General features: G+C 64.1%; 11 protein-coding genes. 5 read left to right on the top strand and 6 right to left on the bottom strand.

Annotation, left to right across the window (positions count from 1 at the left end):
* Positions 1–64: 64 nt before the first annotated feature.
* The 5 genes from VSR34_RS06475 to VSR34_RS06455 all read right to left on the bottom strand — a co-directional run bounded on the left by VSR34_RS06475 (position 65) and on the right by VSR34_RS06455 (position 5,747).
* Entirely contained in the window at positions 65–1,090 is a 1,026-nt protein-coding gene (locus tag VSR34_RS06475) for a response regulator (protein WP_342962145.1), read from the bottom strand.
* Complete coding sequence (locus VSR34_RS06470) at positions 1,087–2,448, bottom strand: HAMP domain-containing sensor histidine kinase (protein WP_342962144.1); 1,362 nt, start codon at positions 2,446–2,448, stop codon at positions 1,087–1,089. The genes VSR34_RS06475 and VSR34_RS06470 overlap by 4 nt, the downstream gene beginning before the upstream one ends.
* Before the next feature lie 268 nt (positions 2,449–2,716).
* Positions 2,717–3,538, bottom strand: a complete 822-nt coding sequence (locus VSR34_RS06465; RefSeq protein WP_028210731.1) for an alpha/beta fold hydrolase — start codon at positions 3,536–3,538, stop codon at positions 2,717–2,719.
* Between the two features lie 16 nt (positions 3,539–3,554).
* Entirely contained in the window at positions 3,555–5,144 is a 1,590-nt protein-coding gene (locus VSR34_RS06460) for a benzoate-CoA ligase family protein (protein ID WP_342962251.1), read from the bottom strand.
* Positions 5,145–5,276: 132 nt separating this feature from the next.
* The gene (locus VSR34_RS06455; protein ID WP_028230315.1) at positions 5,277–5,747 is read right to left on the bottom strand and encodes a DUF4863 family protein; all 471 of its coding nucleotides are present in this window, start codon (positions 5,745–5,747) and stop codon (positions 5,277–5,279) included.
* A 152-nt stretch (positions 5,748–5,899) separates the two neighbouring features.
* On the opposite strand from VSR34_RS06455, the gene VSR34_RS06450 reads away from it, so the two are divergent.
* The 5 genes from VSR34_RS06450 (at position 5,900) to VSR34_RS06430 (ending at position 12,033) form a co-directional block, all read left to right on the top strand.
* Positions 5,900–6,856: a helix-turn-helix transcriptional regulator gene (locus VSR34_RS06450; protein WP_342962143.1), complete on the top strand. Its 957-nt coding sequence runs from the start codon at positions 5,900–5,902 to the stop codon at positions 6,854–6,856.
* Positions 6,857–6,973: 117 nt separating this feature from the next.
* Positions 6,974–8,647 carry a 2,3-epoxybenzoyl-CoA dihydrolase gene (gene boxC / locus VSR34_RS06445; protein ID WP_342962142.1) on the top strand — a complete coding sequence of 558 codons (1,674 nt, stop codon included), beginning with the start codon at positions 6,974–6,976 and terminating at the stop codon, positions 8,645–8,647.
* Between the two features lie 48 nt (positions 8,648–8,695).
* The gene (boxB, locus tag VSR34_RS06440) at positions 8,696–10,123 is read left to right on the top strand and encodes a benzoyl-CoA 2,3-epoxidase subunit BoxB (RefSeq protein ID WP_028210736.1); all 1,428 of its coding nucleotides are present in this window, start codon (positions 8,696–8,698) and stop codon (positions 10,121–10,123) included.
* A gap of 54 nt (positions 10,124–10,177) precedes the next feature.
* Positions 10,178–11,437, top strand: a complete 1,260-nt coding sequence (boxA, locus tag VSR34_RS06435) for a benzoyl-CoA 2,3-epoxidase subunit BoxA (RefSeq protein ID WP_028210737.1) — start codon at positions 10,178–10,180, stop codon at positions 11,435–11,437.
* A 146-nt stretch (positions 11,438–11,583) separates the two neighbouring features.
* Complete coding sequence (locus VSR34_RS06430; RefSeq protein ID WP_028210738.1) at positions 11,584–12,033, top strand: PaaI family thioesterase; 450 nt, start codon at positions 11,584–11,586, stop codon at positions 12,031–12,033.
* Between the two features lie 21 nt (positions 12,034–12,054).
* Here the strand turns inward: VSR34_RS06430 and VSR34_RS06425 are convergent, their stop codons facing one another.
* Positions 12,055–12,966: a 2-dehydropantoate 2-reductase gene (locus VSR34_RS06425; protein WP_028210739.1), complete on the bottom strand. Its 912-nt coding sequence runs from the start codon at positions 12,964–12,966 to the stop codon at positions 12,055–12,057.
* Positions 12,967–13,019: the final 53 nt, after the last annotated feature.

Here is a 13,019-nt window from a genome sequence, read left to right as displayed (position 1 = left end):
GTGCCGGATGTGGGCCCGATTGCGGCTGGCGGAAATAACGCCGTAGATCGGGGCCATCAATCAATCAGGGCGAGTCCCACGCCGCCTGGATTTCGCGGTCCAGTTGATCGAGATGCCGGTCGTAGGGCACGACGTTATCGAGCGCGAGCCCCGCCGGCTTTTTCACGATCGCGTACAGGTACCGGCGGTCGCCGTGAAATTCGGATGCCGGATGCATATACGGCTGCCATTCTACGCACTGTGCCGGGTAGTAGCCTTCCGTGCGCCAGAAATAGGGCAGGCTGCGACGGCTGTCCAGCTCCGCCAGGAAACTCAGGGGCGCACCCTGTTCGACGGCGATTTCACGCACGCCACGCAGCGATTCGTCCGTGTGGATGACGAGCAGATACGCGGTGCCGACGCCGTCGAACATCAGCAGTCCGTGCGGTTGATACGAGAGATAGTGCTCGACAATGCCCAATGAATCGGCAATGCCTCTTACGTGGGCAGCGAGCGCGTGATCCTTGAGAAAGGCATATTCCGATACCGCGAGCGCATCGAGCACCGTGCTGCAGCAGCGGTCGAACCAGGCGCGCTGCATATCGCCGATTGCCTGATTCAACGTTTCCACGGCATCGACTTCATGCTTGCGGATGAAACGGTCGATCAAACCCTCGTTGAAGCTCTTCACGGCCACATGCTCGTCGGCTTTGCCGGTCAGCACGATCTTCTTGATAGACGGGTCGGTGATGTGGCGGCAAAACTCCATGCCGTTGATTTCCGGCATGTCGTAATCGACCACCACGACCGAAACCGACTCGAAGCGGGAAGCGTTGTGCACGAGGCTACGTATCGCGTCGACACGCATGGCAATGACCTGATGCGCATCGTTTTCTTCCGTGCGGTCGAGATAGGGGCTGAAGATGGGCTCCGCGGCCCAGCCCGACCCGGCACGTTCATTGAGAAACTTGAGCGCCTCGGTGGGGGAGCTGAACAGGCGGAAGGCCAGGTCGGGGTCGAGTTGCAGGCTCAGGTTCGAGAGGAACGCGGCACTGTCGTCGACGAACGCGACGGTGGTCGGATAGGAGAACGGCTGGATGGCTTTCGTCATGGCGCTGGGAATGTCAAAACGAACTCGGTGTATTCGCCTTTTACGGAGGAGCAGGTGATTGCCCCTCCCATCGCTTGCATAACATCGCGGCAGAATGCCAGCCCGATTCCTGCTCCGAGCGACACGTCATCGGTGGCGGTTGTCGAAGTATAGAAGCGCGTGAAGATGTGCGGCAATACCTCGGGAGAAATACCGGTGCCCGTATCGCTGAAAATCAGTCGATTGGACCGTTGTCCTGATTCAAGACGAATCGAAATCTGCGCATCGTCGATGCTGCCCATATGCCGGAACGCATTTTTCAGCAGATTGAAGAGCACATGAACGGTCAGCATCTCGGATCCGTGAAACTCAAAATCGGGGCGCAGGTTGCAGATTACCCTGCGGCGATCGCCTTCGCGAAACGGAAAACGTGCAAGTGCCGTTTCGACGCAATGCACGATCGAGCACGTCTTTGCATTTTGCATGTTGCCGCCCGTGAAGCGCGCCGTGGCGAGCAGCATGTCGATGATGGCGTTCGAATGCAGCGCTTCCTGCTCGATGCGGCCGACCACGCCTTGCATGGAATGCAGATGCGCCACGCGTATTTTCGGTACGGGCAAACGGTTGCGCTGGGCGAGTTGATAGGTTTCGAGCAGCGCGGGCAGATAGCGCATGAGGCCCGCGGCGCCTACGCGTATCGCCACGAGCGGCGTGCGTAATTCATGCGCCACGCTGCCCGCCGTGGCGAGCATGGCGCGCTCCTGCTCGATCTGGATGCGATCCTGGTCGTAGTTGGCCAGCGCGCCGATCGCTACGGCAAACGAGAAGATCGCCAGATGCGTGAGGTAGCTCGGACCGAGCACGATGGGGTAGGTGGTGAGACAGTACGCGATCACCGCGAGGCTGATGCCCACGAGAAATTGCAGCACGAGCATGAGCCAGTCGAGCAGCAGCACCATCACGAACGCGGCGATTAAAGCGCTTTCCACCCAGACTTCGTTGCCATTGTTCTTTAGTAGCATGAACGTGAAGAAGAACGGCAGCGCATACAGCGTGGCGGAATACCAGTACCATGGCAGCCATTTTTTCAACGCGGCGGGCCAATGCTCGAAGGCGAGAATCGGCAGGAAAAGAAGGGAGCCGATCAGGCGCAGCGCGAGATTCTCATAAGGCTGCGGAAACAGGTCTTTCCAGACGTAGTAGTAGAGCGGGAAGCCCACGCTCGCCACGACCGCGAGCGGTCGCATGCGGCGCTTCACGTACTGCAGATTGCGTAGCGCGGGCGCGAACGCGCGTACCAGGCGCGGACGCATCGAAGCCCAGGCTCTCCTCAGCCGCGCCGAAGTTCTCGAAACGTTCATCAGAATGGAATCGCTCATCGTTCTGGTCGGCGCGCGCGGTCCGGCCGGACTGGCCATTGTCTCGCCCTGGGTCCCCTGCGCCGTTTGGTTTCCTTGCCGGCAGTCTCGTGTGGTCCGACCCCGTCTGCAGCCGGCAAAGAAAGACAATATCACCAAAGGATTGCGGCGATGCGGCTGGTTTGGCCCATGGATGGCCTTCGACGATTCACGACCGAGCTTGCGTTATGCATGATGCATGAACGGCGCGCCTGCAAAGGGAGCGTGCGGTGCGGCGGTACGCCCCCTTTCAGGCCGCAGGCTTGCGTTGGGCGGAAATGAACCGTTCGATGAGGTCGTCGAGTGGCCCGGGCGCGTCGCGATGCGGAGAGTGGCCGCCTTGCGCGAGCGCGTGGACACGCGCGTGCGGCACGGCGGCGCCGATTGCCTCCACCTGCGCCATGGTGCCGTAGTGATCGTCCGTGGCTTGCACGGCGAGCAACGGGGCGCGGATCGATGCCAGATCGGCGACGATATTCCAGGACCGGAAGTCCGGATCGAGCCAGATGTCGTTCCAGCCGTAGAACGCGGAATCGACATCGTCGTGATAACGTGCGAGCTTCTCGCGCAGGCTGGTCGTTGCGTACGCAACCTTCGTTTCGGCGATGCTTTCGACCGAGATATCCTCGACGAACACGTGCGGCGCAATGGCGACGGCGCCCGCGAGCGCGTCGGGAAAAGCGGCGGCATAGAGCAGGGCGATGGAGGCGCCGTCGCTATGTCCGATCAGCCACATGCGCGCGCGTTCGGCGGGGCTCGTACCGAGTGCATCGAGGAGCGCGGGCAAGACGTCGCGAGCCTGGCGCGCCATGAAATCGACGGGCCATTTCACGTCGTGCGCACGTGGTGTGGAACGCCCATAGCCGGGACGCGAATAGACGAGCCCGCGCATGCCGAGGCGCTTGCACAGCGCGCCCGGCCAGTCCTTCCACATCGCGATCGAGCCGAGGCCCTCGTGCAGGAACACTGCGAGCGGCGCGTCTGCGGCTGCGGCGCCGACCCAGCGGTATTCGATGCGCAACGCATCGCGCGTGGCAGTGGCGGGCAGGTCGGCGAATTCGCTATGGCGCATGGTGACGGGGTGGCTATTACGACTGAAACTGCTGACGCAGGCGGAAGCGCTGGATTTTACCCGTCGCGGTCTTCGGCAGGTCATCGACGAACAAAATGTCGCGCGGATACTTGTGCGGCGCTAGCCGCGTCTTCACGAACGCCTTCAACTCCTCGACCAGGGTTTCTTGCAAGGTATTCAAAGCCGGGTCCTTGAGCACGACGAACGCGCAGGTCTTCACGAGCCCGCCCTGATCGACGCCGATCACAGCGGCTTCGAGCACCGCGTCATGCTCCATGAGCACCATTTCCACTTCGATGGGCGACACATACTGCCCGCTTACCTTGAGCATGTCGTCGCTGCGGCCTGCATAGACATAAGCGCCGCCCGGCAGCCGCCGGTACTTGTCGCCGCTTTTCACCCAGTCGCCGAGGAAGGTCGCGCGCGACTTCTCGCGATTGCACCAGTACATCACGGCCGCGCTCGGCCCGCGGATGAAGAGGTCGCCGATTTCTCCATCGGCCACGAGACGGCCGGACTCGTCGCGCAGCTCGATTTCGTAGCCGGGTACGGGGCGGCCCGTGGTGCCGTATTCGACCAGGCCTGGGCGGTTGGAGAGGAAGATGTGGAGCATTTCCGTCGAGCCGAGGCCGTCGAGAATGTCGCTGCCGAAGTGGTCCCTGAAGCGCTCGCCCAGTTCGCGCGGCAACGCTTCGCCCGCTGAGGTGCAGACGCGCAATGCGACCTCGGCGCGTGCGGGCCGGTCAGGCGACGCCATCATGCTCGCATAGAGCGTAGGCACGCCATAGAACACCGTAGGCCGATGCTTCACGAGACGCGCGAATACGGCGTTGGCGGTGGGGCGCTCTGCCATCAGGACCGTCGTCGCGCCTACCGAGAGCGGAAACGAGAGGCCGTTGCCGAGCCCGTAGGCAAAGAACAGCTTGGCGGCGGAGAACACGATGTCGCTTTCGCGTATGCCGAGGATGGGCTTTGCATAAGTTTCGACGGTCCAGTAGAGATTGGCGTGGGTATGCACCGTACCCTTCGGTTTGCCCGTCGAACCGGAGGAGTAGAGCCAGAACGCGATGTCGTCGCAGCCCGTTTGCGCGGCTCGCGCGGTGGGCTGGGCGCGCGCGATCAGATCGGCGAGAACGTATTGCGGTTCCTGCTGACGTTCGGTCGCGCCGGTTTCGATGCCGGTGTTCGCCAGCGGCTGAGAGACGATTAGATGGCAATCCTCACATTGTGCATCCGTCAGCGCTCGACGCACGACGGACTGCACCGCGCCCGACGCAATCACCACCCGCGCGCGGCTGTGCGTGAGCATGTAGACATAGTCGGCCGACGTGAGCAGCGTATTGACGACCACCGGCACGATCCCGGCATACAGGGCGCCGAGAAACGCGACGGGCAGCTCGACGGTGTCGAGCATCACGAGCAGAATGATGCGCTCCTCCATGCGGACCCCGAGCGAGCGCATGGCGGTCGCGAAGCGGCGAGCCTGCGTTTCGAGCCCGCCGTAGTTCAGCGTGAGCGTGTCGTCGATATAGGCGGGCTTGGCGGCCCGGGCGGCATTGAGCGAGAACAGATGCGCGGCGAAATTGAATTGCGTGGGCGGCGGCATGGCCGCGGCGTGGTCAGGCGACACTGCTTGGATTGGCACGGTGTGGTCTCCGCTCTGTCTGGCTCGATCGGCTGGAAGTCGAAACGGTTTGCGTGACGGCTGGAAGGTGCGCCGCGACCGACGCGGGAAGCGTTACGACCCAGGCGTGAACTCGATTGCACCTTGCGGCAAGAGATAGAGCACCAGCGCCGAACCGTTGGCGACGGTGGGCCGGTGTGCGCTGCCCGGGCCGTAAACGCACCATCCTGCCGGTCGGCCGTCGAAGGTCGCGCCTTCGGTGAGCGGCATGATGAGGTCGATCTCGCCGTTCGGATGCATGTGATGCGGACCCGCAATATCTTTCATGCTCACGACGTCGACGGAGAAGCCGTGCGTGGCCGGCAGCGCCTTGAAGATGCGTCCGTAGCGCAGACCGCCCGCCTCGCGGTTGCACAGCCAGCCCTCGGCCACGCCGGTGCGGCAGGCCCCCGCAAGTGCGTCGAACGTCGGGCTGCCTTCTGGCCAGGTGGCGTTGAGCCATGCGTCCATTGCATCATCGAGCGGACGGGTGCTGATCTGCGCGGTGACGCCTGCGACGAGGCGCTCGAAGTCTTGCGGTGACATGCATGTCTCCTCTATCGGCAGCGCTACCCATCGCGTGTGAGCCCTGTCGACCGGAATTGTCGTCGATCCACCTTTTGGCGGAAAATTAGCGCATTAGTAAAATGCATGTCAAGCACTATAGTACATAAACACGGCTACAGAGATTCCTTAAGATGAAGCAAACTTACCTTGCCGAGCATCCGGCGAGCGCTCCCGGCGCCGCGGACGACACCGCGCGCGGCGAGCGCACCGAACGCGATCCGTTCCTGACCGCCATGGGCGAGCGGGTCCGGATGCTCCGCGCCCGGCGCGGCATGACGCGCAAGACCCTGGCGGCGGAGACGGGGCTTTCGGAGCGCCATCTGGCGAATCTGGAATCGGGTCTGGGGAATGCGTCCGTGCTGGTGTTGCGGCAGATCGCGAGCACGCTGAACTGCCCGCTCGCCGAGGTGATCGGCGATGTCACGACCTCGTCTGCCGAGTGGCTGCTGATCCGCGAGCTGCTCCAGGGGCGCGACCCGGCCGCCTTGCGGCGTGCGCGCATTGCCCTTGCCGGGATGTTTTCGCAAGCGAGTGCCGACCCGCACCGCAGCGAGCGGATCGCACTCGTCGGCCTGCGCGGCGCGGGCAAGTCCACGCTCGGGCGCATGCTCGCGCAGGAGCTGAAGGTGCCGTTCGTCGAGCTGACGAGGGTGATCGAGCAGCTGGCGGGCTGCCCGCCTTCCGAGATCCATTCGCTGTACGGCGCGAGCGCATATCGCCGCTACGAGCACCGCGCGCTGGAGGCCGTGGTCGCGGAGCATCCGCGCGCGGTCATCGCCTCGCCGGGCGGCCTCGTTTCCGAGCCGGCCACCTTCAACGTGCTGCTCGCGCACTGCTTCACCGTGTGGCTCCAGGCGACGCCGGAAGAGCATATGCGGCGCGTGGTGGCACAGGGCGACCTGCGGCCCATGTCGGGCAATTCGGAGGCGATGGATGACCTCAAGCGCATCCTGGCCGGCCGCAGCGAACTCTATGGCCGCGCCGACATGACGTTCGATACCAGCGAGAAGACGCTCGCCGACGCCTATCTGCAGCTGCGCGACCGTCTGGCTGCCCGGCTCGGGGCCGAGGCACCGGGCATCGACTGAGCGGGCGGGACGCCCCGGGGTTTTCCCGCTGTCTGCATTAAAGTGCATTAAAGTGCTTTACGTGAGTTTTCGATTGCACTATCGTTCATTGAAACGAAGTGCAGAAAGGAGACGCTCATGTCAGCCGAAGTCGCCGTCGCCCCCCAGCGGGTCGATTACCGCACCGATCCCTCGCAATACCGGCACTGGAAGCTCACGTTCGACGGCGCGATCGCGACGCTCGGCATCGATATCGCCGAGGACGGGGGCATACGCGACGGCTACAAGCTGAAGCTGAACTCATACGACCTCGGCGTCGACATCGAACTGCACGATGCACTCCAGCGCATCCGCTTCGAACATCCGGAGGTCCGCACCGTCGTGCTGACCAGCCTGAAGGACCGCGTGTTCTGCTCGGGTGCCAATATCTTCATGCTCGGCCTCTCCACCCATGCGTGGAAGGTCAACTTCTGCAAGTTCACCAACGAAACGCGCAACGGCATGGAAGACTCGTCGCGCCACTCGGGCCTGAAGTTCATTGCCGCCGTGAACGGTTCCTGTGCCGGCGGCGGCTATGAACTGGCGCTGGCCTGCGACGAGATCATGCTCGTGGACGACCGCTCGTCGTCGGTCGCGCTGCCGGAGGTGCCGCTGCTCGGCGTCCTGCCCGGCACGGGCGGCCTCACGCGCCTCACCGACAAGCGCAAGGTGCGTCACGATCGCGCCGATATCTTCTGCACCGTGGTGGAAGGCATTCGCGGCGAGCGTGCGAAGGCCTGGCGCCTCGTGGACGACGTGGTGAAGCCGAACCAGTTCGGCCAGGCGGTGCAGGCGCGTGCGCTCGAACTGGCCGCGGCGAGTGATCGTCCGGTCGGCGCGAAGGGCATTGCACTCACGCCCATCGAGCGCGTGGAGCACGTCAACGGCTTGAGCTACGCGTGCGTCGACGTGACGATCGACCGCGCGAAACGCACTGCGACGTTTACGGCGAAAGCGCCCGCTACCGCGCCTGTTTCGGATATCGAAGCAATCGTTGCCGCCGGCGCATCCTGGTGGCCGCTGCAGTTCGCGCGCGAGCTGGACGACGCGATCCTTTCCATGCGCACCAACGAACTGGACATCGGCACGTGGATTCTCAAAACCGAAGGCGACGCGCGCAACGTACTGGCCGCCGACGCCGCGCTCCTCGCGCACCGCGATCACTGGTTCGTGCGCGAAACCATCGGCATGCTGCGCCGCACGCTGGCGCGCGTCGATGTCTCGTCGCGCTCGTTGTTCGCGCTGATCGAGCCCGGCTCGTGCTTCGCCGGGACGTTCGCCGAACTCGCGTTTGCCGCCGATCGCTCGTACATGGCCGCGCTGCCCGCGAACGAAGAGGAGGAGCCGTCTATTACGCTATCCGAAGCGAATTTCGGTCTCTATCCGATGGTCACGCATCAATCGCGTCTCGCGCGGCGATTCTATGAGGAGGCCGAATCGATCGAGGCAGTGCGCGAGAAGATCGGCGAAGCGGTCAAGCCGGTCGAGGCCGAGCGGATCGGGCTCGTGACGGCCTCGCCAGACGACATCGACTGGCCCGACGAGATTCGCCTCGCGCTGGAAGAGCGTGCCGCAATGTCGCCCGATGCCCTCACGGGCCTCGAAGCCAATCTGCGTTTCAACGGGCCGGAAACGATGGAGACGCGCATCTTCGGGCGCCTTTCCGCGTGGCAGAACTGGATTTTCAACCGGCCCAACGCCGTGGGCGAGAAGGGCGCGCTCAAGGTATATGGCAAGGGCAGCAAGGCGCAGTTCGACGTCGCCCGCGTCTGATATCCGCATTCGCCGCCGCATCGGCCGAACACGCCGCAAGGAACCGAAATGTCCACGATCAACTACAGCGAAAAAATCCCGAACAACGTCAACCTGGCCGACGACCGCGCGCTGCAGCGCGCGCTCGAACAGTGGCAGCCCAACTTCCTTTCATGGTGGGGCGACATGGGTCCGGACGGGTCGCACGGCTATGACGTCTACCTGCGCACGGCGGTGAGCGTGGACGCGGGCGGCTGGGCGCATTTCGATCACGTGAAGATGCCCGACTATCGGTGGGGCATCTTCCTCACGCCGGGCGAAGCCGACCGCAAGATCCACTTCGGCGCGCACAAGGGCGAAGCCGCATGGCAGGACGTGCCCGGCGAGCATCGCGCGAACCTGCGCCGCATCATCGTCACGCAGGGCGACACGGAGCCCGCTTCGGTCGAGCAGCAGCGTCATCTCGGCCTCACCGCGCCCTCCCTCTACGACCTGCGCAACCTGTTCCAGGTGAACGTGGAAGAGGGCCGGCACCTGTGGGCGATGGTGTATCTGCTGCACCGCTACTTCGGCCGCGACGGTCGTGAGGAAGCCGAAGCATTGCTCGAGCGGCGCTCCGGCGACGACGACAATCCTCGCATTCTCGGCGCGTTCAACGAGAAAACGCCCGACTGGCTGGCGTTTTACATGTTCACGTACTTCACCGATCGCGACGGCAAGTTCCAGCTCTCGGCGCTTTCCGAATCGGGCTTCGACCCGCTCGCGCGCACGACCAGGTTCATGCTGACCGAGGAAGCGCATCATATGTTCGTCGGCGAATCGGGCATCTCGCGGGTCGTGCAGCGCACCGCGCAGGTCATGAACGAGCTGAAGACCGATGACGTGAACCGCTTGCGCGCTGCGGGCGTGATCGACCTCGGAACGATCCAGCGTTACCTGAATTTCCACTACTCGGTGACGATCGACCTGTTCGGCGCCGATCAGTCGTCGAATGCCGCGACCTTCTACAGCTCGGGCCTGAAGGGCCGCTATGAAGAGACGAAACGCGACGACGATCACCAGCTCGAAGGCCAGCAATACCGCTTGCTCGACGTGCAGGATGGCAAACTGGTCGAGCGCGAGGTGCCGATGCTCAACGCGATGAACGAGGTGCTGCGCGACGACTACATCAAGGACTCGATTGCGGGCGTGAACCGCTGGAACAAGGTGCTGGAAAAGGCCGGCATCGATTATCGGCTCACCGTCCCGCACAAGGCGTTCAACCGCCAGATCGGCACCTTCGCGGGCGTGCGCGTTTCCCCTGACGGTCGCGTGATCGGCGAGGCCGAGTGGGCTGCGAATGAAGCGAACTGGCTGCCCACTGCGGAAGACCGCGCCTACGTGGCTTCGCTCATGGGCCGCGTGGTCGAGCCGGGCAAATTCGCCAACTGGATCGCGCCGCCGGCCATGGGCATCAACCGGCAGCCGATCGATTTCGAATACGTGCGCTTCAACTGAAGGCGACTGCGAGGCGATCGGCATCCGGATCGCGCGCCGCAGCGGGAGACACTTTTGAACGGTCCGGTCCCCATGGAAATTCTCAGGCAACACCTGATCGATCCTGAAATCTGCATACGCTGCAATACCTGCGAGGAAACGTGTCCCATCGACGCGATCACGCACGACGGCACCAACTATGTGGTGAAGGCCGATGTCTGCAACGCCTGCATGGCTTGCGTGCCGCCATGCCCGACCGGCGCGATCGACAACTGGCGCAACGTGCTCAAGGGCGAGGCGTACGGAATCGACGAACAGTTCACGTGGGATGAACTGCCAGCTCAGAATCCCTCGGTGGGTGCGCCGATGGAAACCCTGGCGGCAAGCGGCGCAACGTCTGCCGCGCCAGCCGCGCCGAATGCTGCCGACGTACCGATCGCGGGCTCCGACATGGTGCGCGGCTCGACCGTGCCGCCGTGGTCGGCGGCGCGGCCATACGTTCAGCTCTACACGCACAAGGCACCCACTACGGCGACCGTGGTCGGCAACTACCGCCTGACCAACGACGCCACGCAGAGCGACATCCATCACATCGTGCTCGACTTCGGCGCGATGCCGTTTCCTGTGCTGGAAGGTCAGTCCATCGGCATCCTGCCGCCCGGCGCGACCGCCCAGGGGCGCACGCACCACGCGCGGCAGTATTCGGTCGCGAGCCCGCGCGACGGCGAGCGTCCCGGCTACAACAACGTCTCGCTCACGGTGAAGCGTGTGACGCGCGATCACAGCGGCAACGCGACGGCCGGCGTGTGCTCGAACTACCTCTGCGACCTGAAAAAGGGCGACGTGGTGACGGTGATCGGCCCCTTCGGCAATACCTTCCTCATGCCGAACCATCCGAACTCGCATCTGCTGATGATCTGCACCGGCACGGGTTCCGCGCCCATGCGGGCGATGACCGAATATCGGCGCCGCCGCAGGCTCAAAGGCGCGACGGGCAAGCTTATGCTGTTTTTCGGTGCGCGCACGCAGGAGGAATTGCCTTATTTCGGACCGCTGATGAATCTGCCGAAGGACTTCATCGATACGAATCTGGCCTTCTCGCGCACGCCTGGCCAGCCAAAGCGCTATGTGCAGGACGCCATGCGCGAGCGCGCCGTGGACGTCGCGCAACTGCTCAAGGACGGCAACACGCATATCTACGTCTGCGGCTTGAAAGGCATGGAGGATGGCGTGCTGCAGACGCTTCAGGAGATCGCGGAGAACCACGGGATGGGGTGGGAGGCGTTGTGGGAGCGCCTCAAGCGCGAAGGGCGGCTGCATCTGGAGACGTATTGAAACGTCCGGTGCCCCGCCTCGTTGTAATGAATCGAGGACTGAATCGAGGGCTGCGATAATTTAAGCACGACCGTTCTAAAAGCGCTACGATGTGGCGTATCCACAGGCGCGACCAGACGCGCGACGTCAGAACGGAGACTGCCTCGATGAACCTCATTGCTGAAATGCCCGCCGGCCTCACCGGCCTCGAACAGTTGCAGCACATGCTGCGAGGGGGCCGTGGCCCCTCCATTGGCGCAACGCTCGGATTCGAACTGGTCGAGGTCGAAGAGGGCCGGGCCGTGTTCGCCAGCACGCCCGGGTTTCACGTCTACAACCCGATCGGCACCGTGCACGGCGGCTATGCCGCCACGCTGCTCGATTCCGCTTGCGGGTGCGCCGCACACTCGCGTCTCGGGCCGAATCAGGCCTACACCACGCTGGAACTGAAGGTCGCGTATCACCGGCCCATGACGGCCGATACGGGGCCGGTGCGCGCCGAAGGTCGCGTGCTAAGCATCGGCCGCCGAGCCGCGTTTACGGAGGCCAGCATCACGGACGCGCAGGGCAAGCTCTACGCATCCGCCACGTCCACGCTGCTCGTGTTCGATCGCTGATTCCTCGTCAGTGCACGGGTGCTAGATCGCCGCGTGCGCCTTGTCCTCGATAAGGTGCACGAGCGTTTGCAGCAGGCGGTTCGCGGGCGTGGGCACCCCCTTCGCCACACCACGGCGCACGACATAACCGTTGAGGTGATCGATCTCGCTGCGCTTGCCGCGTGCGAGATCCTGCGCCGTGGACGAGTACTGGCCCGGCATGGTCTGCGCGATGCGCGTGACTGCGCCTTCGATGTCCGGTGGCAGCGTCACGCCGTCGGCCTGGGCCACGGCCACGCACTCGGCCACGATGTCATGCATCGCCTCGCTCACGCCCACGCCCTGAACGAGGCGCCCGTAAGGCAGTTGCGTGATGGCTGAGAGCGCGTTGTACGCACAGTTCACGATCAGCTTGGCCCAGAGCGCGCCGCGCACGTTGGGCGAGATTTCCGTGGGCACACCCGCTTCGATGAGTGAGCGCGCGGCGGCGTCGCTCGCGCGCGACGGCTCGATCACGAGTTCGCCGCGTCCGTGATGGCGCACGTGGCCGGGGCCCGCCATTTCGGTGGCGACGTACACCACCGCGGCCGCAACGTCTTGGGGGATGACGGTGCGCAGGCGCTCCGCGTTATCCGCACCGTTCTGCAGCGTGAGCACGAGCGTGTCGGCGCGCAGATGCGGCTTGATCGCGGCGCCCGCGCTTTCGGTATCGGTCGACTTCACGCAGAACAGCACGAGTTCGGCCCCGGCGACAGCGGAGGCTTCGGTGCTGGCGGTGAGATGCGGCGCGCCGATGCGCTCGTCGAACTGCCGCGCTTCGATGCGCAGCCCCTCTTGCGCGATGGCCTCGACATGCTGGGGGCGGCCGATCAAGACCACATCGTGTCCCGCGCGTGCCAGCATGCCGCCGAAAAAGCAGCCCACTGCGCCCGCGCCCATGACGGCAACTTTCATTTGCGTTCCTCCTGAGTGGCGTCGTACTTCGTCGCTCGTGGTGTCAAGCGGTG

The organism is Paraburkholderia sp. JHI2823 (assembly GCF_038900695.1).
Classification (GTDB): Bacteria; Pseudomonadota; Gammaproteobacteria; order Burkholderiales; family Burkholderiaceae; genus Paraburkholderia; species Paraburkholderia mimosarum.
The sequence above is the reverse complement of the archived record's forward strand: the minus strand, read 5'-3'. Positions and strand labels throughout refer to the sequence as shown.

What these genes read in the sequence shown, in the direction of transcription:
- VSR34_RS06475 (WP_342962145.1), bottom strand. Translation starts at nt 1,090, where the DNA reads ATGACGAAAGCCATCCAGCCGTTCTCCTATCCGACCACCGTCGCGTTC.
- VSR34_RS06470 (WP_342962144.1), bottom strand. Translation starts at nt 2,448, where the DNA reads ATGAGCGATTCCATTCTGATGAACGTTTCGAGAACTTCGGCGCGGCTG.
- VSR34_RS06465 (WP_028210731.1), bottom strand. Translation starts at nt 3,538, where the DNA reads ATGCGCCATAGCGAATTCGCCGACCTGCCCGCCACTGCCACGCGCGAT.
- VSR34_RS06460 (WP_342962251.1), bottom strand. Translation starts at nt 5,144, where the DNA reads ATGCCGCCGCCCACGCAATTCAATTTCGCCGCGCATCTGTTCTCGCTC.
- VSR34_RS06455 (WP_028230315.1), bottom strand. Translation starts at nt 5,747, where the DNA reads ATGTCACCGCAAGACTTCGAGCGCCTCGTCGCAGGCGTCACCGCGCAG.
- VSR34_RS06450 (WP_342962143.1), top strand. Translation starts at nt 5,900, where the DNA reads ATGAAGCAAACTTACCTTGCCGAGCATCCGGCGAGCGCTCCCGGCGCC.
- boxC (WP_342962142.1), top strand. Translation starts at nt 6,974, where the DNA reads ATGTCAGCCGAAGTCGCCGTCGCCCCCCAGCGGGTCGATTACCGCACC.
- boxB (WP_028210736.1), top strand. Translation starts at nt 8,696, where the DNA reads ATGTCCACGATCAACTACAGCGAAAAAATCCCGAACAACGTCAACCTG.
- VSR34_RS06430 (WP_028210738.1), top strand. Translation starts at nt 11,584, where the DNA reads ATGAACCTCATTGCTGAAATGCCCGCCGGCCTCACCGGCCTCGAACAG.
- VSR34_RS06425 (WP_028210739.1), bottom strand. Translation starts at nt 12,966, where the DNA reads ATGAAAGTTGCCGTCATGGGCGCGGGCGCAGTGGGCTGCTTTTTCGGC.